At 71.4% G+C, this 20,687-nt stretch carries 17 protein-coding genes, 4 tRNA genes and 1 pseudogene; 5 read left to right on the forward strand and 17 right to left on the reverse strand.

From position 1 onward, the window contains the following. Positions 1 to 23: 23 nt before the first annotated feature. From rpoB to E4P41_RS06335, 8 genes are all read right to left on the reverse strand, one after another. Positions 24 to 3,416: a DNA-directed RNA polymerase subunit beta gene (gene rpoB / locus E4P41_RS06300; RefSeq protein WP_209307570.1), complete on the reverse strand. Its 3,393-nt coding sequence runs from the start codon at positions 3,414 to 3,416 to the stop codon at positions 24 to 26. An 813-nt stretch (positions 3,417 to 4,229) separates the two neighbouring features. Beyond that, positions 4,230 to 4,625: a 50S ribosomal protein L7/L12 gene (gene rplL, locus E4P41_RS06305; protein ID WP_135140057.1), complete on the reverse strand. Its 396-nt coding sequence runs from the start codon at positions 4,623 to 4,625 to the stop codon at positions 4,230 to 4,232. Between the two features lie 18 nt (positions 4,626 to 4,643). Continuing rightward, complete coding sequence (gene rplJ / locus E4P41_RS06310) at positions 4,644 to 5,258, reverse strand: 50S ribosomal protein L10 (RefSeq protein WP_135140058.1); 615 nt, start codon at positions 5,256 to 5,258, stop codon at positions 4,644 to 4,646. Between the two features lie 454 nt (positions 5,259 to 5,712). Continuing rightward, a complete protein-coding gene (rplA, locus tag E4P41_RS06315) occupies positions 5,713 to 6,426 on the reverse strand; it encodes a 50S ribosomal protein L1 (RefSeq protein WP_135140059.1) in 714 nt (237 codons plus the stop codon). A gap of 153 nt (positions 6,427 to 6,579) precedes the next feature. Beyond that, a complete protein-coding gene (gene rplK, locus E4P41_RS06320; protein ID WP_012950499.1) occupies positions 6,580 to 7,008 on the reverse strand; it encodes a 50S ribosomal protein L11 in 429 nt (142 codons plus the stop codon). Positions 7,009 to 7,093: 85 nt separating this feature from the next. Beyond that, on the reverse strand, positions 7,094 to 7,993 hold the full coding sequence (gene nusG, locus E4P41_RS06325) for a transcription termination/antitermination protein NusG (RefSeq protein ID WP_167760941.1): 900 nt from the start codon (positions 7,991 to 7,993) through the stop codon (positions 7,094 to 7,096). 53 nt (positions 7,994 to 8,046) lie between these two features. Next, positions 8,047 to 8,598: a preprotein translocase subunit SecE gene (secE, locus tag E4P41_RS06330; RefSeq protein ID WP_135140060.1), complete on the reverse strand. Its 552-nt coding sequence runs from the start codon at positions 8,596 to 8,598 to the stop codon at positions 8,047 to 8,049. A 110-nt stretch (positions 8,599 to 8,708) separates the two neighbouring features. Further along, positions 8,709 to 8,781 (reverse strand) — tRNA-Trp (locus tag E4P41_RS06335). A 229-nt stretch (positions 8,782 to 9,010) separates the two neighbouring features. Here E4P41_RS06335 and E4P41_RS06340 point away from each other — a divergent pair. Next, on the forward strand, positions 9,011 to 10,267 hold the full coding sequence (locus E4P41_RS06340; protein WP_135140061.1) for a pyridoxal phosphate-dependent aminotransferase: 1,257 nt from the start codon (positions 9,011 to 9,013) through the stop codon (positions 10,265 to 10,267). Between the two features lie 51 nt (positions 10,268 to 10,318). On the opposite strand, the gene E4P41_RS06345 is transcribed toward E4P41_RS06340, so the two are convergent. From E4P41_RS06345 to E4P41_RS06370, 6 genes are all read right to left on the reverse strand, one after another. Further along, entirely contained in the window at positions 10,319 to 10,747 is a 429-nt protein-coding gene (locus E4P41_RS06345) for a MaoC family dehydratase (protein WP_135140062.1), read from the reverse strand. Continuing rightward, a complete protein-coding gene (locus tag E4P41_RS06350) occupies positions 10,744 to 11,190 on the reverse strand; it encodes a MaoC family dehydratase N-terminal domain-containing protein (RefSeq protein ID WP_135140063.1) in 447 nt (148 codons plus the stop codon). The genes E4P41_RS06345 and E4P41_RS06350 overlap by 4 nt, the downstream gene beginning before the upstream one ends. A 30-nt stretch (positions 11,191 to 11,220) precedes the next feature. After that, positions 11,221 to 11,385, reverse strand: a complete 165-nt coding sequence (gene rpmG / locus E4P41_RS06355) for a 50S ribosomal protein L33 (protein WP_012950506.1) — start codon at positions 11,383 to 11,385, stop codon at positions 11,221 to 11,223. A gap of 115 nt (positions 11,386 to 11,500) precedes the next feature. Then, positions 11,501 to 11,574, reverse strand: a tRNA-Met gene (locus E4P41_RS06360). 60 nt (positions 11,575 to 11,634) lie between these two features. After that, a tRNA-Thr gene (locus E4P41_RS06365) sits at positions 11,635 to 11,707 on the reverse strand. Between the two features lie 69 nt (positions 11,708 to 11,776). Next, positions 11,777 to 14,317, reverse strand: a complete 2,541-nt coding sequence (locus E4P41_RS06370) for a bifunctional diguanylate cyclase/phosphodiesterase (RefSeq protein ID WP_135140064.1) — start codon at positions 14,315 to 14,317, stop codon at positions 11,777 to 11,779. Positions 14,318 to 14,997: 680 nt separating this feature from the next. Here E4P41_RS06370 and E4P41_RS06375 point away from each other — a divergent pair. Then, entirely contained in the window at positions 14,998 to 15,429 is a 432-nt protein-coding gene (locus tag E4P41_RS06375; protein WP_135140065.1) for a pilus assembly protein TadG-related protein, read from the forward strand. A 72-nt stretch (positions 15,430 to 15,501) separates the two neighbouring features. Here the strand turns inward: E4P41_RS06375 and E4P41_RS06380 are convergent. Next, a tRNA-Tyr gene (locus E4P41_RS06380) sits at positions 15,502 to 15,583 on the reverse strand. Positions 15,584 to 15,690: 107 nt separating this feature from the next. Here E4P41_RS06380 and E4P41_RS06385 point away from each other — a divergent pair. Beyond that, entirely contained in the window at positions 15,691 to 16,182 is a 492-nt protein-coding gene (locus tag E4P41_RS06385; RefSeq protein WP_135140066.1) for a YajQ family cyclic di-GMP-binding protein, read from the forward strand. Positions 16,183 to 16,243: 61 nt separating this feature from the next. Here E4P41_RS06385 and htpX read toward each other — a convergent pair whose 3' ends face one another. Beyond that, positions 16,244 to 17,116, reverse strand: a complete 873-nt coding sequence (htpX, locus tag E4P41_RS06390; RefSeq protein WP_135140067.1) for a zinc metalloprotease HtpX — start codon at positions 17,114 to 17,116, stop codon at positions 16,244 to 16,246. Between the two features lie 198 nt (positions 17,117 to 17,314). Here htpX and E4P41_RS06395 point away from each other — a divergent pair, with 198 nt between their 5' ends. Beyond that, on the forward strand, positions 17,315 to 19,264 hold the full coding sequence (locus E4P41_RS06395) for a 2-oxoacid:acceptor oxidoreductase subunit alpha (protein WP_135140068.1): 1,950 nt from the start codon (positions 17,315 to 17,317) through the stop codon (positions 19,262 to 19,264). Then, positions 19,261 to 20,352 carry a 2-oxoacid:ferredoxin oxidoreductase subunit beta gene (locus E4P41_RS06400; RefSeq protein WP_135140069.1) on the forward strand — a complete coding sequence of 364 codons (1,092 nt, stop codon included), beginning with the start codon at positions 19,261 to 19,263 and terminating at the stop codon, positions 20,350 to 20,352. Before E4P41_RS06395 ends, E4P41_RS06400 begins: the two co-directional genes overlap by 4 nt. A gap of 82 nt (positions 20,353 to 20,434) precedes the next feature. On the opposite strand, the pseudogene E4P41_RS06405 reads toward E4P41_RS06400, so the two are convergent. Then, positions 20,435 to 20,687: pseudogene (locus E4P41_RS06405) on the reverse strand (PLP-dependent aminotransferase family protein); the annotation flags it as partial.

A 20,687-nucleotide genomic window follows, 5' to 3' on the forward strand; every position in this document is an offset into this window, starting at 1 on the left:
GGTGAGGGGGGCGGGGTCCTCTCTCAGACGTCTTCCACGGAGGACGGCTCGCGGCGGGACAGGTCGATGCCCAGCTCCTCCGCGGCCCGGAAGACCTCGTCGTCGGTGTCGCGCAGCTCGATCGCCTGCCCGTCGCCGGAGAGGACCTCCACGTTCAGGCAGAGCGACTGCAGTTCCTTGAGCAACACCTTGAACGACTCCGGGATGCCCGGCTCGGGGATGTTCTCGCCCTTGACGATCGCCTCGTACACCTTGACGCGGCCGAGGATGTCGTCGGACTTGATGGTGAGCAGCTCCTGCAGCGCGTAGGCCGCGCCGTAGGCCTGCATCGCCCAGCACTCCATCTCACCGAAGCGCTGGCCACCGAACTGCGCCTTACCACCCAGCGGCTGCTGCGTGATCATCGAGTAGGGGCCGGTCGACCGGGCGTGGATCTTGTCGTCGACCAGGTGCAGCAGCTTGAGGATGTAGACGTAACCCACCGAGATCGGCTCCGGGAAGGGCTCCCCGGACCGGCCGTCGAACAGCCGCGCCTTGCCGGTCGGCTCCACCATCCGCGCGCCGTCGCGGTTCGGCGTCGTCGAGCCGAGCAGGCCGACGATCTCCTCCTCGCGGGCACCGTCGAACACCGGCGTCGCCGTCCGGGTGCCCGGCGCGGCGGCGCGCGCGGCCTCCGGCAGGTTGGCCGCCCACTCCGGGGTGCCCTCGACCTGCCAGCCGGACTTGGCGACCCACCCGAGGTGGGTCTCCAGGACCTGGCCGACGTTCATCCGGCCGGGGACGCCGAGCGGGTTCAGGACGATGTCCACCGGAGTGCCGTCCTCGAGGAACGGCATGTCCTCCTGCGGCAGGATCTTGGCGATGACGCCCTTGTTGCCGTGGCGGCCGGCGAGCTTGTCACCGTCGGAGATCTTGCGCATCTGGGCGACGTAGACCCGGATCAGCTCGTTGACGCCGGCGGGCAGCTCGTCGCCGTCCTCGCGGGAGAACACGCGGACGCCGATGACCTTGCCGGACTCACCGTGCTTGACCTTGAGGCTGGTGTCGCGGACCTCGCGCGCCTTCTCGCCGAAGATCGCCCGCAGCAGCCGCTCCTCGGGGGTCAGCTCGGTCTCGCCCTTGGGCGTGACCTTGCCGACGAGGATGTCGCCGGGGACGACCTCGGCACCGATGCGGATGATCCCGCGCTCGTCGAGGTCGGCGAGGACCTCCTCGGAGACGTTGGGGATGTCCCGGGTGATCTCCTCGGCACCGAGCTTGGTGTCGCGGGCGTCCACCTCGAACTCCTCGATGTGGATCGAGGACAGGACGTCGTCCTGCACGAGGCGCTGCGACAGGATGATCGCGTCCTCGTAGTTGTGGCCCTCCCACGGCATGAAAGCGACGAGCAGGTTCTTGCCCAGCGCCATCTCGCCCTCGTCGGTGCACGGCCCGTCGGCGATGACCTGGCCGACCTCGACCCGCTGGCCCTCGTCGACGACGGGGGTCTGGTTGATCGAGGTGCCCTGGTTCGAGCGGCGGAACTTCAGCAGCCGGTAGGTCTGCCGGGTGCCGTCGTCGGCCATGACGGTGACGTAGTCGGCGGTGGAGTCCTCCACGACACCGGACTTCTCGGCCACCACGACGTCGCCGGCGTCGACGGCCGCCCGCAGCTCCATGCCGGTGCCGACCAGCGGCGCCTCGCTGCGCAGCAGCGGGACGGCCTGACGCTGCATGTTCGCGCCCATGAGCGCGCGGTTGGCGTCGTCGTGCTCGAGGAACGGGATCATCGCCGTGGCGACCGAGGTCATCTGCCGCGGCGAGACGTCCATGTAGTCGACGTTCTCCGGGGCGAGGTAGTCGACCTCACCGCCCTTGGTGCGGACCAGGACGCGGTCCTCGGCGAACCGGCCCTGGGCGTCCAGCGGCGAGTTGGCCTGGGCGACGACGAAGCGGTCCTCCTCGTCGGCGGTCAGGTAGTCGATGGAGTCGGTCACCACACCGTTCTCGACCTTGCGGTACGGGGTCTCGATGAACCCGAAGGCGTTGACCCGCCCGTAGGCCGACAGCGAGCCGATGAGACCGATGTTCGGGCCCTCCGGCGTCTCGATCGGGCACATCCGGCCGTAGTGGCTCGGGTGCACGTCTCGGACCTCCATGCCGGCCCGCTCACGGGACAGACCGCCCGGGCCCAGCGCCGACAGGCGGCGCTTGTGGGTCAGGCCCGCGAGGGGATTGGTCTGGTCCATGAACTGGGACAGCTGGCTGGTGCCGAAGAACTCCTTGATGGAGGCGACGACCGGCCGGATGTTGATCAGGGTCTGCGGCGTGATCGCCTCGACGTCCTGAGTGGTCATCCGCTCGCGGACGACGCGCTCCATGCGGGAGAGGCCGACCCGGATCTGGTTCTGGATCAGCTCGCCGACGGTGCGCAGGCGGCGGTTGCCGAAGTGGTCGATGTCGTCGACGCCGTGGTCGGGCTCGCCCGCGTGCAGGCGCACCACGTACTCGATGGTGGCGACGATGTCGTCCTCGGTCAGCGTCAGCGTGCTCTGCGGCACCTCGACGCCCAGCTTCTTGTTGACCTTGTAGCGGCCGACCTTGGCCAGGTCGTAGCGCTTCGGGTTGAAGAACAGGTTCTCCAGCAGCGCCTGCGCCGACTCGCGCGTCGGCGGCTCACCCGGCCGCAGCTTGCGGTAGATGTCGAGCAGCGCCTCGTCCTGCCCGGCGATGTGGTCCTTCTCCAGGGTGGCGAGGACGGTCGGCGACCACTGGAAGTGCTCGCGGATGCGGTCCTCGGTCCAGCCCAGCGCCTTCAGCAGCACGGTCACCGGCTGGCGGCGCTTGCGATCGATGCGGACGCCGACGGTGTCGCGCTTGTCGACGTCGAACTCCAGCCACGCACCGCGGCTGGGGATGACCTTGGCGCTGAAGACGTCCTTGTCGGAGGTCTTGTCCAGGCTCCTGTCGAAGTAGACGCCGGGGCTGCGGACCAGCTGCGAGACGACGACGCGCTCGGTCCCGTTGATGACGAAGGTGCCCTTGTTCGTCATGATCGGGAAGTCGCCCATGAACACCGTCTGGCTCTTGATCTCGCCGGTGGTGTTGTTCATGAACTCGGCGGTGACGAACAGCGGCGCCGCGTAGGTCATGTCCTTGTCCTTGCACTCCTCGAGCGACGCCTTGACGTCCTCGAAGCGCGGGTTGGAGAAGGACAGCGACATCGAGCCGCTGAAGTCCTCGATCGGGGAGATCTCCTCGAGGATCTCGGCCAGGCCGCCGACGGCGTCGGCCTGCTCCTCCGGGGAGAGGGTGGCGCGCCACTCGGGGCTGCCGATGAGCCAGTCGAAGGAGGCGGTCTGCAGGGCCAGCAGATCCGGCACCTCGAGCGGCTCGGAGATCTTGGCGAAGGAGACGCGCAGCGGCGCGCCCGGGATCTTCTGCTGGTCGGCCTCGCCGGTACGGGGACCGGTCTGGGGAGTCTGCTGGGTCGTGCCGGTGGGACCTGACTCGGTGGTGCTGGCGGAGATGCTGGTGGGGCGAGAGCCTGCCAAGATGCGTCCTTCCAAGGACCTCACGACGTGCGGGCGGTGGGTGCTGATTCGTCCTGGGTCGTCGTCGGCGGTGATGGCGGGGCTGTCCGTCTGAACTGCTGAACGGGCCTGCCCGGACGGTCGACGGGCGTCCGGGAGGTCCTCCCCCGGGCACCCCAGGCGACCCGTCTCGGCGGGCAAGCAGTCAGGGGGCAGCGCAACAGAGAACCTTACCCCTGCGCGGACGGGCTGTCCACGTCGGGGGTCCACGCACGATGGGGACCACACCCCGGGAAGGGCAGCCGGCCGGGCAGGGCCGGGCCGCCCACGACGGCACGGCCATGATGCCAGTCCGAGGGCCGCCGTGGGGCCACCACGCCGAGCGCGTCCGGGCGGGACGGCGCGCGGCCTCCTGCCGGGTCCCGGTTCCGTCCGGGCACTGCCCCGAGCCTGTAATGGAAATCGGCGATTCCCATCGTTCGAGGCGGCCCGCAGGGGCCATGGATCCTGCGAGGGGTGCGGGAGGACGAGGCCCTTCTACGAGGGCGGGGAGCAGAGGTCCTTCTTCAGCCGGTGGTGAGCGGGCGCCAGGTCGCCGATCTTCCACGTACCGCCGACCCGCCCGGGCGCCGCAGGGGCCGCCCTCGGGATGAGGACGGCCCCTGCGGGTCGGACGAGGTGGTGCTCACCCGGCGGTCGGAACCGCCGGGTACCGGGTCACTTGACGGTGACGGTGGCGCCGGCGCCCTCGAGAGCGGCCTTGGCCTTCTCGGCGGCGTCCTTGGCGACCTTCTCCAGGACCGGCTTCGGCGCGCCGTCGACCAGGTCCTTGGCCTCCTTGAGGCCGAGCGAGGTCAGCCCGCGCACCTCCTTGATGACCTGGATCTTCTTGTCGCCGGCGTTCTCGAGGATGACGTCGAACTCGTCCTGCTCCTCGGCGGCGGCGGCACCGCCGTCGCCACCGCCACCGGCCGGCGCGGCAGCCGCGACGGCGACCGGGGCAGCAGCGGTGACCTCGAAGGTCTCCTCGAACTGCTTCACGAAGTCGGACAGCTCGAGCAGCGTCATCTCCTTGAACGCGTCGAGCAGTTCCTCGGTGGACAGCTTGGCCATGGTCTCTCCTCGGGTGGGTCAGTCGGTGCTGGCCGCGGTGTCGGCGGCAGCGTCGGTGTCGGTGGTGGTGTCGGCAGCAGTCACATCGGTGGCCGGTGCGGCCGCCGCGGGAGCGCCCTCGGCGGGCTTCTTCTCCTTGAGGGCCTCGGCCAGGCGGGCGACCTGCGACAGCGGGGCCTGGAACAGCCCGGCGGCCTTGGTCAGGTTGCCCTTCATCGCCCCGGCCAGCTTGGCCAGTTGGACCTCGCGCGGCTCGACGTCGGCGAGGGCGGTGACCTCGGCGGGGCCGACCGTGCGGCCCTCGACGACGCCGCCCTTGACGACGAGCAGCGGGTTGGCGCGCGCGAAGTCACGGATGGCCTTGGCGGCGTTGACCGGGTCGCCCTCGATGAAGGCGATCGCGGTCGGACCGTTGAGCAGCGGACCGAGGTCGGCGTGGCCGACTTGCTCCGCGGCCCGCTTCGTCAAGGTGTTCTTGACGACGGCGTAGCTGCTGCCCTCACCGAGGGAACGGCGCAGCTGGGTCAGCTGGGCCACGGTCAGCCCGCGGTACTCGGTGAGCACCGCCGCGCTGGACGACTGGAACCGCTCGGTGATCTCGTCGATCACTGCGGCCTTCGCCTGCGTGGGCATGGGCCTCCTCTCGTCTGTCGGGCGGACCACCGGCCGGTGCGCGACGGCAGGCGATCAACCGGGCCCGGAGACGAGGAACGCCCCGGCGCAGGCGCACGGGGCGAAGGACGCGGGCGCGGAACGCCACGTCGGTCGAACCGTCCTCCTGCGCGGGCCGCCCGGGATCCGGGACCTTCGATCGCACGCGGACGTGCGACGACCAGCGGTCTTGGGGGGAACGCCGGCCAGCATACGCCATGCCGGGCGGACGCCACCGTCGCCGTCCTCACCCGGCGAGGTCGCCGGTCTCGCCCGCGCGACGGCCCGTAGCCGGGCGAGATCGCCGATGTCGCCGCGACGTCGGCCCCACGACGAACGAGGCCCCGCAGCGCGGTGCGCTGCGGGGGCCTGCCGAGCCGAGTATCGGCCCCGTCCAGAGGCTCACCGCGAGCCGGCGCGCGGTGAGGGGACAGTCCTACTGCTCGTCCACCGTCAGGTTGCGGGTGCGGTTCGGGTCGACCGGGATGCCCGGGCCCATCGTGGTGGAGATGGTGACCTTCTTCAGGTACCGGCCCTTGGCGGCGGCCGGCTTGGCCCGGAGCACCTCGTCCAGCGCCGCGGCGTAGTTCTCCACGAGCCTGGTCTCGTCGAACGATGCCTTGCCGATCACCAGGTGCAGGTTGGCCTGCTTGTCGACGCGGAAGTTGATCTTCCCGCCCTTGATGTCGTTGACCGCCTTGGTGACGTCGGGGGTCACCGTGCCGGTCTTCGGGTTCGGCATGAGGCCGCGCGGGCCGAGGATGCGGGCGATCCGGCCGACCTTGGCCATCTGGTCGGGGGTGGCGATGGCGGCGTCGAAGTCCAGGAAGCCGCCCTGGATTCGCTCGATCAGGTCGTCCGAGCCGACGACGTCGGCGCCGGCGGCCTCGGCCTCGGCGGCCTTGTCACCGGTCGCGAAGACGATGACGCGGGCGGTCTTGCCGGTACCGTGCGGCAGGTTGACCGTGCCGCGGACCATCTGGTCGGCCTTGCGCGGGTCGACACCCAGGCGCATGGCCACCTCGACGGTGGCGTCGTAGGACGTCGGAGACGTCTCCTTGGCCAGGGTGGCCGCCTGCAGCGGGGTGTAGAGGTTCTCGCGGTCGACCTTCTCGGCCACCGCGCGGTACTTCTTGCCGTGCTTCGCCATGGTGTGTCCTCTCCCCCGGCGCCTCGGCCGGGAGTCGTGTGGTGCGCGGGCCTGGCGGGGCCCTCCCACGAAGGACCCCGCTACCCCCCACACCTCGCAAGCTCGGCGCGGGACCCTGCAGCGGGGCCGCAAGGGTTGCTTGTCGTTGCTGCCCTACTGGACCGTGATGCCCATCGACCGGGCGGTGCCGGCGATGATCTTCTCCGCCTCGTCGAGCGAGTTGGCGTTGAGGTCGGCCATCTTGGTCTGGGCGATCTCCCGGACCTGGTCCCGGGTGACCGTCGCGACCTTGGTTTTGTGCGGCTCACCGGAGCCCTTCTCCACACCGGCCGCCTTGAGCAGCATGCGCGCCGCCGGCGGGGTCTTGGTGACGAAGGTGAACGAGCGGTCCTCGTAGACCGAGATCTCCACCGGGATCACGTTGCCGCGCTGCGACTCCGTGGCGGCGTTGTACGCCTTGCAGAACTCCATGATGTTGACGCCGTGCTGGCCCAGCGCCGGACCCACGGGCGGAGCGGGCGTGGCCGCACCGGCGTTGATCTGGAGCTTGATGACCGCGGTCAACCGCTTCCTGGGGGGCATGACTTCCTTCTGGTGACGGGATGGAACGGCCCCGTCGCAGGGCCCCGCCGCGAGCGTGCGAGCGGTGGGGGGCGACGGGGTCCTCCTACAACTTCTGGACCTGGTTGAACGAGAGCTCGACCGGCGTCTCCCGGCCGAAGATGGAGACGAGCACCTGCAGCTTCTGCTGCTCGGCGTTGATCTCGTTGATCGTGGCGGGGAGCGTCGCGAACGGGCCGTCCATGACGGTGACCGACTCGCCTACCTCGAAGTCGACGACGGCGGTCGGCGCCGCGGCCGCGGCGGTCGTCGTCTGGGCGGCCTTGGCCGCCTGCGGGGTGGCCGCCGGGGCCAGCAGGCCGACGACCTCGTCGATGCTCAGCGGGGAGGGCCGCGACGTCGCACCGACGAACCCGGTGACCCCGGGGGTGTTGCGCACGGCACCCCAGGACTCGTCGTTGAGGTCCATGCGGACGAGCAGGTAGCCGGGGAGCTTCTTGCGGTTGACCTGGGTGCGCTTGCCGTTCTTGATCTCGGTGACCTCCTCGGTGGGCACCTCGATCTGGAAGATGTAGTCCTCCATGTCCAGCGACTGGATGCGCGACTCCAGGTTGGTCTTCACCTTGTTCTCGTAGCCGGCGTACGAGTGGATGACGTACCAGTCGCCGAACTGACTGCGCAGCACCTTGCGCATCGCCTCGGCCGGGTCCTCGTCCTCGTCGTCCTCGGCCTGCTCGCCGAGGTCGCCCAGATCGGACGCCAGCGCGGGGTCGGCCAGCGGGTCGGTCGCCAGGCTGTCCGGGTCACCGCCCTCCACGTCGGGCGCCACGTCGGCCACGCCGCTCTGGGTGTCCTGGTCGGCGGTGTCGACGGAGCCCTCGGCGGCACCGGGCTCGCCGGCGCCGGTCTCGACGTCCGCGGTCCCCCGCACGTCGAAGCGGGCGTCGTCGAGGTCGATGCCGTCGACGGCGCTGTCGGTCTCGAAGGGCTCGCGCGGGTCGGTCACGGGATTGCTTCCTTGTCGTCGTCGTCGTCGATGGCGTGCGGGCGCGGGTGAGCTCAGCCGAAGACGGCGAGCACGCCCTGGGCGAAGAGGAGGTCCAGGCCGGCCACCAGGGCGACGATGAAGGTCACGAAGATGATGACGACGGTCGTGTAGGTGATCAGCTCCCGCCGGCCCGGCCAGATGACCTTGCGCAGCTCGGCCACGACCTCCCGCAGGAAACGCCGGATGCTGCGCCCCTGTCGGGTCTCGGTGGCGCGGGCCCGCTGCGCGGCGGCCCGCGACCGGGTCGCACCGCCCTCCGCGGCCCGCCCGGCGGGCCGGGACGGGGTGCGCTCGCGGGCGGCGCGACGGGTCCGGGACGTGGCCGGCTCGTCGTCCTCGTCGTCCTCGGTGGTGATCCGACCCCCGCGCCGGGCCCCACCCGGCCGCGCGGCCACGACCTTGTCCTCGTCGGCCTCGGCCTCCGCGGCGACATCGGCCTCCGCGGCCTCGAGCTCGGCGGCATCCGCCACGCCCGGCGCCTCGCGGTCGAGCTGCTCGTCGGTCGGCTCGGCGTCGGAGGCGGCGCGGGGGTCGTCCTCGCGTGCCGGCTTCTCGTCGCTCACTGCGCCTCGCTCGCCTCGCTGATGGTGGCCGCTGTCCTCGGGCCGACGGTCGGTGGTCCTGCTGTCGTGCGGGTCGTGCGCGTCGCCGGCGCAGACGCCGGCGGCACGGGCAGGGGTGACAGGACTTGAACCTGCAGCCTGCGGTTTTGGAGACCGCTGCTCTGCCAATTGAGCTACACCCCTATGCCCTGGGCGGCTGCCCCGAGCCGGGCCGGGACGGCGTGGCCCGCTCCGGCCAGCACCGTCCCCGCAGGGTTCCGGGGCACGCCGGTGGCGGGGTCGACTGCCCCAGGACAGCCAGTGTACGGGACCGCCGAGCGCGGCAGCCAACGTGCCGGGCGGGACGGCGCCGCGGTGGTCGCGGCCGGGAACGCAGGCGACCGCGGACCTCGCCCTTTGACACGATGGGGCCATGACCGCCGTCTCCCGCTCGGAGTCCGCTGCACCGTCCCCCGGGCTGCCGCCCGCCGACCGGCGCATCTCCCGCCGCATCGCCGCCATCGCCGAGTCGGCGACCCTCGCGGTGGACGCGAAGGCCAAGGCGCTCAAGGCGGCGGGCAAGCCGGTGATCGGCTTCGGTGCCGGAGAACCGGACTTCCCGACGCCGGACTACATCGTCGAGGCCGCCGTCGCCGCCTGCTCCCAGCCGGCGATGCACCGCTACACCCCCGCGGGCGGCCTGCCGGCGCTCAAGGAGGCGATCGCCGCCAAGACCGCCCGTGACTCGGGGCTGCGGGTCACCCCGGCCAACGTGCTGGTGACCAACGGGGGCAAGCAGGCCGTGTACGAGGCCTTCGCCACGATGCTCGACCCGGGCGACGAGGTGCTGCTGCCCGCGCCGTACTGGACGACCTACCCCGAGGCGATCGCCCTGGCCGGCGGCGTGCCGGTACCGGTGGTGGCCGACGAGGAGAGCGGCTACCTGGTGTCGGTGGCGCAGCTGGAGGCCGCCCGGACGCCGCGCACGAAGGTGCTGCTGTTCTGCTCGCCGTCCAACCCGACCGGCGCGGTGTACCCGCCCGAGCTGGTCGAGGAGATCGGCCGCTGGGCGGTCGAGAACGGGCTGTGGGTGCTCACCGACGAGATCTACGAGCACCTGACCTACGACGGGGCGACCGCGCCCTCGATGCCGGTCGTCGTCCCGGAGCTGGCCGACCGCTGCGTCGTCGTCAACGGGGTGGCCAAGACCTACGCGATGACCGGCTGGCGGGTGGGCTGGGTCGTCGGGCCGGCCGACGTCGTCAGGGCGGCGACCAACCTGCAGTCGCACGCCACCTCTAACGTGGCCAACGTGTCGCAGGCCGCCGCGGTCGCCGCCCTGACCGGCGACCTCTCGGCCGCCGCGGCGATGCGCGAGGCCTTCGACCGGCGGCGCCGCACGATCGTGTCGATGCTGCGCGAGATCCCCGGCGTGGCCTGTCCCGAGCCGCGCGGCGCCTTCTACGTCTACCCGTCCGTCAAGGCCCTGCTGGGTCGGCCGATCGGCGGGCGGACGGCGAACGACAGCGTCGAGCTGGCCGAGATCATCCTGGAGGAGGCGGAGGTCGCCGTCGTCCCCGGTGAGGCATTCGGCACGCCGGGCTATCTGCGGATGTCCTACGCCCTGGGGGACGACGACCTGGTCGAGGGCGTCGGCCGCATGCAGCGGCTGCTGGGCTCGGCCGGCTGAGGCCCCGTCCAGGGCACCGCCCGGGCCTGCGAGGGGTGGCGGGGTCCTTTCTCACGCCAGCTGGACGGTGGCGCGGGCCAGCGACAGGACCTTCTCGCCGGCGCTGGTGACGGTCAGGTCCACCCGGGCGCGGCCGTCCTCGCTCAGCGCGCCGACCCTGCCGCGGACGGTCACCCGGGCACCGGTGTCGTCGTCGGGGACGACGACCGGCCGGCCGAAGCGGACGTGGTACTCGACCAGCGCGGCCGGGTCCCCGGCCCAGGCGGTGACCGCGCGCGCGGCCAGCGCCATGGTGAGCATCCCGTGCGCGATCACGCCGGGCAGGCCGACCTCGGTGGCCACCCGCTCGTTCCAGTGGATGGGGTTGAAGTCCCCGGAGGCGCCGGCGTAGCGGACCAGGCCTGCGCGGGTCACCGGGTAGGTCTGCTCGGGCAGCTCGGTGCCGACGGAGACGTCGGCGGCGCGCACGGTGGCGCTCATGCGGTCCCCCGGGCGACGAGCATGGACGTGGCGGAGCAGACCGGCTCGCCGTCTTCGGTGGCGACGTCCACCCGCGTGGTCAGCAGGTCGTTGCCGCCGACGCTGCGCACGGCCTCGATCGTGGGGGTGGCGACCAGCCGGTCACCGGCACGGATGGGCCGGTGGTGGGTGAACCGCTGCTCGCCGTGCACGACGCGGCTGTAGTCGAGCGCGACATCGGGGTCCTCGGCCACCACGCCGGCCGCGGAGAGCGTCAGCGCGATGGCGAAGGTCGGCGGGGCGATGACGTCGGGGTGGCCGGCGGCGTGGGCGGCCTCGGCATCCCGGTGCACCGGGTCGGTCTCACCGATCGCTTCGGCGAACTCGACGATCTTCTGCCGGCTGACCTCGTACAGGGCCGAGGGCGGGTAGCTTCGCCCGACCAGTGCCGGGTCGAGCGCCATGCTCCCGCCCTCCTGTCGCAGCCGCTGGGGTCAGCGGGTCTCGCGGTGAATGGTGTGCTTGCGGTCCTTCGGGCAGAACTTCTTCAGCTCGAGCCGGTCGGGGTCGTTGCGCCGGTTCTTGCGGGTGATGTAGTTGCGGCTCTTGCACTCCTGGCAGGCCAGGGTGATCTTCGGACGGATGTCGGTGGCTGCCACGGGGCGCTCCTCGCCTTGTCGGTGCCGGGCCGGCCGGGCCCGGGGACGTGCGGGCGGGCGCCCGCACGGTGCTGCAACACGCCGACGGACCCCGGGGTGCGGGGTCCGTCGCAAGTAGCGGTGACCGGATTTGAACCGGTGACACAGCGATTATGAGCCGCTTGCTCTGCCTGGCTGAGCTACACCGCCGGACGTGCCCGTGCGATCCGGTCTCGGCGACCGGGCCGAGCGGCCACTGTGTTGTTCCAGAGCCCCTTTACGGAATCGAACCGTAGACCTTCTCCTTACCATGGAGACGCTCTGCCGACTGAGCTAAAGGGGCGGGCTTCGAGCCGTCAGGAACTCTACCCGACGCCTGCGGACGGTCGTCGCGGGGGCCCCTCCACGGGTTTCAGGAGCGCACGAAGAGCCGCCGGTGCGGCGTGCCGGACACGGCGGAGCGGACGCCGGTACGGGCCAGGATCCAGCTCTCCAGCCGCTCGTCCGGCAGCGGCCGGCTGACCAGGAAGCCCTGCAGCTTGTCGCACCCCATCTCGGCGAGCAGGTTGCGCGTCAGCTCGTCCTCGACGCCCTCGGCGACCACCCGCAGGCCCAGGTTGTGCGCCAGCTCGATGATCGAGCGGGCGATGAACGACTCCCCCTGGCTGGTCGACATCCCCAGCACGAAGGACTTGTCGATCTTCACCTCGTCGATGGGCAGCTGGCGAAGCTGGGACAGCGAGGAGTAGCCGGTGCCGAAGTCGTCCATCGACAGCCGCAGGCCCAGGGCGTGCAGGTCGGCCAGGACGGTGCTGCTGCGCACCGAGTCGTCGACCACGCTGCCCTCGGTGAGCTCCAGCGTCAGCAGCTCGCCGGGGACGCCGTGGCGTCGCAGCGCCCGCCGGACCCGGTCGACCAGGTCCGGCTCGGCGAGGCAGCGGGCGGAGAGGTTGACCGCCACCGACAGGGCGATGTCCCGGTCCCGCCACCGGCGGCACCGGGCCAGTGCCAGGTCGAGGACGTGGTCGGTCAGCGGGCCGATCCGGCCGATCTGCTCGGCCAGGTGGATGAACTCGTCCGGTGCGATCGCGCCGTAGCGGGGGTGCGCCCAGCGCACCAGTGTCTCCACCGAGACGATGTCGGAGGTCCGGGCGTCGATGATCGGCTGGAAGACGACGCTGATGTCGCCCTCGACCATCGCGTGCTCCAGCTCGGTGCCCAGCTGCAGGCGGCGCAGGCTCTGCTGGTCGAGCACCGGGTGGTAGCTGGCCACGCCGCTCGAGCCCGTACCGGCGAGCAGGGCGACGTCGGCCCGCTGCATGAGCGTGCCGGCGTCCGCACCGTGCACCGGGGCGGCGGCGATGCCGATGGTGAGGGCGACCTCGAGGTCCAGCCCGGCCACCCGGACCCGCGTGGAGGTGGCCTCGCGCAGCCGGCGGGCAGCCCGCTCCGTGGCGGTCAGGGACAGCCCGGGCAGGAGGACGGCGAACTGCTCGCCCTCCATGCGCGCCACGAGCGCCTGCGGCGGCGCGTGCTCGCGCAGCAGGCCCGCCGTGACCAGGAGCAGCTCGTCGCTCGCGGCGTGGCCGAGGGTGTCGGTGACCTCGGTGTAGTTCTCCAGCGACGCGAGGATCAGCCCGGCCCGGGCGGCCACGGGGTCGGCCGCGAGCAGCTGGTCGATCTCCACCGCCAGGCGCTGCCGGTTGGGCAGGCCGGTGAGCCGGTCGTGGTCGGCGTCGTACCGGATCTGGGTGAGCAGCTGCTGCTGCCGGATGGCGGCGTTGACGTGGGTGAGCATCGAGTCGAGTGCCGCCCGGTCGCCGTCGGCGAAGGAGACGACGTCGCTGCGGCGGTCGCAGATCTCCAGGTAACCCGGCTCCCCGGCGGCGGTGGCCACCGGCGCGGCGAGCAGGTCGCGGGCGCCGCGGCGGGCGAGTGCGGCCGTCTCCGCCTCGGTGGCGCGGGTCAGGGAGATCAGCAGCGGACCGTCGACCGACCCTTCGGTGGCACGCCGGCGGAAGAGGTCGTCGGGGTCGCTGGGGCCGTCGTACCAGCCGCAGCCGTCGTCCGAGGCGACGACGAGCCGCGGCGCCTCGTCGAGGTAGGGCGGCAGCCAGAGCGCCACGCGCTCGGCGTTGAGCAGCTCGCGGATCGCATCCACCAGCCGGCGTGGCCCGTCCTCGTCGGGGCCGATCTGCTCCACCTGCCGAGCGAAGGCGTAGACCTTCTCCAGGTCCTGCCCCTCACGCGAGACCGCGGCGAACCTGCGGTAGAGGAGGACCAAGCCGCCCAACAGCGGTAGCACGAGGAGCAACGACCAGAGCGTCTCCCTCACCAGCAGGAGCACCGAGAGGCCAGCGAGGACTGCCATGGGGGTGACCGTCGAGGCGGCCAGCAGAAGACTGGTCCAAAGCGCCCGTCCGGGGTATCCCTGGGTCGCGATGATCGCCAGCCGGATGAGCACGCCACCCACCAATGTCGCCAGGACGATCGCGACCAGGTAGGAGAGCCAGGTCGCCGGCGCGGTCACCTCCACCACCGGCAGGAGATGCAACGCCGTCACCGCGACGCCCACCTCGATGACTGCCACGGCCGTATTGGCTACGACTTTGGCCGTGTCGTACCGCTGGACAAGGCACACCCCGCTGACGGCCAAGGCTCGCAGGATGGCGGTCCAGGTGGGACCGATTTCGACGAGGGCCACGACGAAGGCCAGTTCGGACGCGGAGATGAACACGCTCTGCCGGCGGAACTCGACGTGGACGTTGTAGATCTCAGCGACAACGAAGCCGACGAGGACGATGAGGATGGCGACCGGGCCCACAGGCTCGAGCCGAGGCGGGAGCATGAGGACTGCAACGATTAAGGCGACGACCAGGCTGAGCCAGCCGATGGTGGCTGGCCCCAGCGAGGCCGCCGGCCAGCGTTGCGCCGGGACGTCCTGCTCAGCCACTGAGACCTGTATTCGCCGAGGGGGATGGGCGGACAGAGGCTAACAGCGGGACACCACAGGCCTGAGGGCCCGCGTGACCTCTCCCACTCCATCGAGGGAGGCGCCACGCAGACGGTCGTCCACGGTACGGCCGCCGTCGGTCGAACCGGCGACCGACGGCGGGCTACAGCAGGGCCGCGCTCAGGCGGCCTGCCGACCCCACTTGTGACCACGACCCCACTTGTGACCGCGCCCCCACTTGTGGCCACGGGTGTTGATCGTCGAGACAGCGTTGCTCATGACGCCTCCTCAGGCATGAAAAACTGCTGTGTGAAAGAGCGGGGCAGTCGTCCAGGCGCGGGGACAGAGCGTTGGGTACGGACCGCGCCTGAAACATTGCTGCCCGTCACCCAATCGGGGCAAGCCCGCAACCCGGACGGCGGATCACTGGGATGTGTCACGTCGTCATGCCGTCACCTACTGTGACGTTCCGTAGGCGTACGGTCACCCGGTGGGATGACACGAGTGATGGAGGGGGCTCCTGGGGTCGGCTGCACTCTGGACGGCGATGCGCCCGGCGTGTCGCGGTGCGTCCACAGGCGCCGGGGCGGACGCCCAGGGTTCCCCCGATCGGGTCCACAGTCCTCCACAGCGCCGTCCACAGGTCGTGGACAAGGTCGGACGCCCCTACGCTGCGCCCCGTGCGACGGGACGCGGAGGCCGCCGAGCGGGGCTCGACGCTGCCGCTGGTCCTGGTGTGCTGGCTGGTCGCCGCGCTGATGACCTTCGGTGCGATCGCGGCGTCCGACGCCTTCCTGGAGCAGCAGCGGGTGCAGACGGTCTGCGACGGCGCGGCGCTCGCTGCGGCGAATGCCACGGACGAGGCGTCCCTCTACGCCACGGGCGTGGGGACCACGCTGCTCCTGACCCGAGCGAGCACGCAGGCGGCCGTGGCCGACCAACTCGCCGACGGCGGGAGCGCGCTGCACTCCTGGTCGACCGAGACCGACGGGGTGGAGGTCACCGTGCGGTGCACCCGGTACGTCGAGATCGCGTTCGGCTGGCTGTTCCTCGGCGGGCAGCCCCTGGAGCGCACCGCCGTCGCCAGCGCCCGCGCGCCGACCCTGCCGTGAGCGGCGCCCTCTCCGCGAAGAGCAGCGGCCCCCGACCTCGACGAGGTCGGGGGCCGCTGCTCTACCCGGGTGTGGCGGGTGAAGGATTCGAACCTTCGTAGGCTAAGCCGACGGATTTACAGTCCGCTCCCATTGGCCACTCGGGCAACCCGCCGTGGTGGTACCGGTGGAAGCGTACAAGACGCCGGAGACCGGCCTCGGCGGCGACCCCGTGGGTTCGTCCGTGGCCGGTCGGCGACAGACGGAAGGAGCAACCGACACATGGCCGACTCGTCGTTCGACGTGGTGAGCAAGGTCGACCGCCAGGAGGTCGACAACGCCTTGAACCAGGCCGCGAAGGAGCTCTCGCAGCGCTTCGACTTCCGCGGCACCAACGCCACGATCGCCTGGGCCGGCGAGGCCGGGGTGACGCTGAGCGCGGACACCGAGGAGCGGGTGACCGCGGCGCTCGACGTCTTCAAGGAGAAGCTGGTCAAGCGGGGCATCTCGCTCAAGGCCCTGGACGCCGACGAGCCGCAGTCCTCGGGGCGCAGCTACAGGATCGCGGCACGCATCAAGCAGGGCATCGAGTCGGACAAGGCCAAGCAGATCGCGAAGATCATCAGGGACGAGGGCCCCAAGGGCGTTCAGGCCCAGGTCCAGGGTGACCAACTGCGGGTGAGCGGCAAGAAGCGGGACGACCTGCAGGCGGTCCAGCAGCTGCTGCGCGGCAAGGACCTCGACGTCGCGCTGCAGTTCGACAACTACCGCTGACGGGTCGGCCCCCTCGCAGGGGCCCGCCCCCGAGGAACGAGGGGTGGGGGCGAGGGGGTCCTTACTCGAGCTCCCGGGCCATCCGCTCGAGCCGGGCGACGCGCTCGGGCATCGGCGGGTGGGTGGCGAACATCGACGCCAGCCCCTGTCCGCGGAACGGGTTGGCGATCATCAGGTGGCTCTGGGTCACCAACCGGTCGTCCTGCGGCAACGGCCGGGCGGCCGCCCCGGAGGCGATCTTGCGGAGGGCGGAGGCCAGGGCGAGCGGGTCCTGCGACAGCGCCGCCCCCGACGCGTCGGCCTGGTACTCCCGGCTGCGGCTGACCGCCATCTGCACCAGGCCGGCGGCCAGCGGGCCGAGGAACACCAGCAGCAGGCTGCCCAGGGCGTTGCCGCCGCCGCGGTCCTCCTCCGACCGGCCGCCGAACAGCGACGCGAACATCGCCATGTGCGCCAGGTAGGTGATGACGGTCGCCATGGCGCCGGCGACGGAGCTGATGAGGATGTCGCGGTTGTAGACGTGCGACAGCTCGTGCGCGAGTACGCCACGCAGCTCGCGCCGGTCGAGCAGCTCGAGGATGCCCTGGGTGACGCAGACGGCCGCGTTGCGCGGGTTGCGCCCCGTCGCGAAGGCGTTGGGCTGGGTGGTCGGACTGACGTAGAGACGCGGCATCGGCTGCCGGGCCTCGGTGGCCAGCTCGCGCACCATCGCGTAGAGCTGCGGCGCCTGCGTCTCGGTCACCGGGAAGGCCCGCATCGCCCGCAGGGCCAGCTTGTCGGAGTTGAAGTAGGCGAAACCGTTGACCGCGAGGGCGATCACCAGGGCGATGAACAGGCCACCCCGGCCGCCGACGAGGGCGCCGGCGGCGAGGATCAGCCCACCCATCAGGCCCAGGAGCACCGCGGTCTTCAGTCCGTTGCTCCAGCGCTGCACGTCCCGACCAACGCGGCGCCTGGGGAGGCCGTTCCCCGGACCGCCCTCGGCCGGTGCGATCGCGCTCACGGAATGGGGCCCTCCCCGGCCGGGTTGCTCGTAGTGAGGTGCCGGAGCGTCCGGCGCCCCACTGTCGTCCGGCTCACAGGTCCGTGGACCGTGCCGTCCACGTAACCTCGGCCGGTGGAGGTGCAGCACATGACCACGACCGACCCGTCCGTCGGCACGAGCACGGCGGGTTCCTCCGCGCCCGGCGGCCTGGTGAAGAGCGTCGTCGAGCTCGACCGCGTCGTCATCCGGCTGGCCGGTGACTCCGGCGACGGCATGCAGCTCACCGGCAACCGGTTCACCAGTGAGACGGCGTCCTTCGGCAACGACCTCTCGACGCTGCCCAACTTCCCCGCCGAGATCCGCGCACCGACGGGAACCCTGCCCGGCGTCAGCTCCTTCCAGCTGCACTTCGCCGACCACGACATCATGACCCCGGGCGACGCCCCGGACGTGCTGGTCGCCATGAACCCGGCCGCGCTCAAGGCCAACCTGTCCGACCTGCCCGGGGGCGGGCTGCTCATCATCGACGCCGACGAGTTCACGCCCCGGAATCTGGCCAAGGTCGGTTACGCCACCAATCCGCTCGAGGACGGCTCCCTCGAGGGCTGGCAGACCGTCAGCGTGCAGCTGACCACCCTGACCCTCGAGGCGCTCGCCGACTCCGGGCTCGGCAAGAAGGAGGCCGAGCGCTCGAAGAACATGTTCACCCTCGGCCTGCTGAGCTGGATGTACCACCGGCCCACCGAGGGAACGGTCCGCTTCCTGGAGCGCCAGTTCCGCCGCAAGCCCGAGATCGCGGCAGCCAACATCGCCGCGTTCCGGGCCGGCTACAACTACGGCGAGACGACCGAGGCGTTCGCGGTCTCCTACGAGATCAAGCCCGCGCCGATGGCGCCGGGCCGGTACCGCAACATCTCCGGCAACCAGGCGCTGGCGCTCGGCATCGTCGCCGCCGGACAGCGGTCGGGCCTTCCGGTGTTCCTGGGTGCCTACCCGATCACGCCGGCGTCGGACATCCTGCACGAGCTGTCCCGGCACAAGGCCTTCGGCGTCCGGACCTTCCAGGCCGAGGACGAGATCGCCGGCGTCGCCTCGGCGATCGGCGCCTCCTTCGGCGGCGCGCTCGGCGTGACGACGACCTCCGGGCCCGGCGTCTCGCTGAAGTCCGAGGCGATCGGCCTGGCGGTGATGACCGAGCTGCCGCTGGTCGTCGTCGACGTGCAGCGCGGCGGCCCGTCCACCGGCCTGCCCACCAAGACCGAGCAGTCGGACCTGCTGCAGGCGATGTTCGGCCGCAACGGCGAGGCCCCCGTGCCGGTCGTCGCGCCGCGCTCCCCTGCCGACTGCTTCGACGCCGCGATCGAGGCCGCCCGGATCGCGCTGACCTACCGCACCCCGGTTCTGCTGCTCTCCGACGGCTACCTGGCCAACGGCGCCGAGCCATGGGCCATCCCGGACACCGAGGAGCTGCCGGACCTGCGGGTCGAGTTCGCCACCGAGCCCAACGCCACCACCCCCGACGGGACGCCGGAGTTCCAGCCCTACCTGCGCGACCCGGAGACCCTGGCCCGGCCGTGGGCGATCCCGGGCACGGCCGGCATGCAGCACCGCATCGGCGGCCTGGAGAAGGCCGACAAGACCGGCAACATCTCCTACGACCCGGCCAACCACGACCTGATGACCCGGCTGCGCCAGGCCAAGGTCGACGGCATCGCGGCGAGCATCCCGCCCACCGACGTCGACGACCCGGACGGCCCCGACGGTGAGAAGGCACGGGTCGCCGTCATCGGCTGGGGCTCGACCTACGGCCCCATCGGCGCAGCCTGCCGGCGGATCCGCCGTTCGGGACGCTCGGTCGCGCAGATCCACCTGCGTCACCTCAACCCGATGCCGGCCGACCTCGGTGAGGTGCTGCGCCGCTACGACCGGGTCATCTGCCCGGAGATGAACCTCGGGCAGCTGTCGCTCCTGCTGCGCGCCAAGTACCTCGTCGACGTCGAGAGCCACACCCAGGTGCGCGGGCTGCCCTTCCGGGCAGCCGAGCTCGCCGCGGTCGTCCAGGACGTCATCGACTCCACCACCGGAGGTGCCCAATGACCACCATCGACCTCGGCATGCCGGCCGAAGGCCCCATCGCCGACGCGATCGCCCGCTCCATCGACAGCCACGGCGAGAAGCAGACCGCGCTCAAGGCCAAGGACCTCAAGACCGACCAGGAGGTGCGCTGGTGCCCCGGGTGCGGTGACTACGTCATCCTCAACGCGGTCCAGAGCTTCCTGCCCAGCCTCGGCATCGCGCGCGAGGACATGGTCATCGTCTCCGGCATCGGCTGCTCCTCGCGCTTCCCGTACTACATGAACACCTACGGGATGCACTCGATCCACGGCCGCGCACCGGCGATCGCCACCGGCCTGGCCGCTTCCCGCCCGGACCTGTCGGTGTGGGTCGTGACCGGGGACGGCGACGCGCTCTCGATCGGCGGCAACCACCTGATCCACACGCTGCGCCGCAACGTCAACCTCAAGATCCTGCTGTTCAACAACCGGATCTACGGGCTGACCAAGGGCCAGTACTCGCCCACCAGCGAGGTCGGCAAGGTCACCAAGTCCACCCCGATGGGCTCGCTGGACCATCCGTTCAACCCGGTGTCGCTGGCGCTCGGCGCCGACGCCACCTTCGTGGGCCGGGCCATGGACTCCGACCGCAAGGGCCTCACCGAGGTGCTGCACCAGGCCGCCGAGCACCAGGGCACCGCGCTGGTCGAGATCTACCAAAACTGCAACATCTTCAACGACGGCGCATTCGACCTGCTCAAGGACCCGGCCACCGGCGTGCAGTGGTCGATCCCGCTCGAGCACGGCAAGCCTCTGGTGTTCGGCCCGGACGGCGCCTCGTGCGTGGTCCGCGACGAGTTCGGTGGCCTGCGGATCGCCGAGACCAACCAGGTGGCCGCCGACGAGATCGTCGTGCACGACGCCACCCGGGAGGACCCCTCGTACGCCTTCGCGCTGTCGCGGCTGTCCAGCCAGGACCTCCGCTACACGCCGATGGGCGTCTTCCGCTCGGTGCAGAAGCCGACCTACGACCGGATGATGGCCGACCAGGTCGAGGAGGCCCGCACCTCCTCGTCGGCGGACCTGGACGCGCTGCTCACCGGCAGCGACACCTGGACGGTCAGCGCCTGAAAAAGGGCCCTGTCCTCCTCACGGCTCGCAAGCTCGCGGCGAGCCTCTGGACAGGGCCCGCCGGGTTCTGCGCCTCTGACGTTCACCGCCTCGGGTCGAGCACGTGCTGCAGCGCGCTGGTGAGCACCTCCAGCGCTCGGGCCAGGTCGGCGCGGGTGGGCGCCGCGAACCCCACCACCAGTCCGGCCCTGTGCGGCCCGGGCCCTGCGCAGTGGCGCCCGAGCCCGCCCACCGCGACGCCGCGCCCGGCCGCCGCGGCGATGAGCCCCTCCTCGGCGTCCCGGTCGGGCAGCGACACCAGGACGTGGGCGCCGGCCGGGTCGCCCTCGGCGTGC

Origin of the sequence: Geodermatophilus sp. DF01-2, from assembly GCF_004571065.1 — a bacterium.
Taxonomy (GTDB): domain Bacteria; phylum Actinomycetota; class Actinomycetes; order Mycobacteriales; family Geodermatophilaceae; genus Geodermatophilus.

Bases quoted from the DNA above. Each gene is read 5' to 3' on its own strand.
- rplA (WP_135140059.1), bottom strand. From the start codon at position 6,426: ATGGCGAAGCACGGCAAGAAGTACCGCGCGGTGGCCGAGAAGGTCGAC.
- E4P41_RS06350 (WP_135140063.1), bottom strand. From the start codon at position 11,190: ATGGCGCTCGACCCGGCACTGGTCGGGCGAAGCTACCCGCCCTCGGCC.
- E4P41_RS06345 (WP_135140062.1), bottom strand. From the start codon at position 10,747: ATGAGCGCCACCGTGCGCGCCGCCGACGTCTCCGTCGGCACCGAGCTG.
- E4P41_RS06400 (WP_135140069.1), top strand. From the start codon at position 19,261: ATGACCACCATCGACCTCGGCATGCCGGCCGAAGGCCCCATCGCCGAC.
- E4P41_RS06395 (WP_135140068.1), top strand. From the start codon at position 17,315: ATGACCACGACCGACCCGTCCGTCGGCACGAGCACGGCGGGTTCCTCC.
- rplL (WP_135140057.1), bottom strand. From the start codon at position 4,625: ATGGCCAAGCTGTCCACCGAGGAACTGCTCGACGCGTTCAAGGAGATG.
- E4P41_RS06340 (WP_135140061.1), top strand. From the start codon at position 9,011: ATGACCGCCGTCTCCCGCTCGGAGTCCGCTGCACCGTCCCCCGGGCTG.
- rplJ (WP_135140058.1), bottom strand. From the start codon at position 5,258: ATGCCCACGCAGGCGAAGGCCGCAGTGATCGACGAGATCACCGAGCGG.
- rplK (WP_012950499.1), bottom strand. From the start codon at position 7,008: ATGCCCCCCAGGAAGCGGTTGACCGCGGTCATCAAGCTCCAGATCAAC.
- E4P41_RS06385 (WP_135140066.1), top strand. From the start codon at position 15,691: ATGGCCGACTCGTCGTTCGACGTGGTGAGCAAGGTCGACCGCCAGGAG.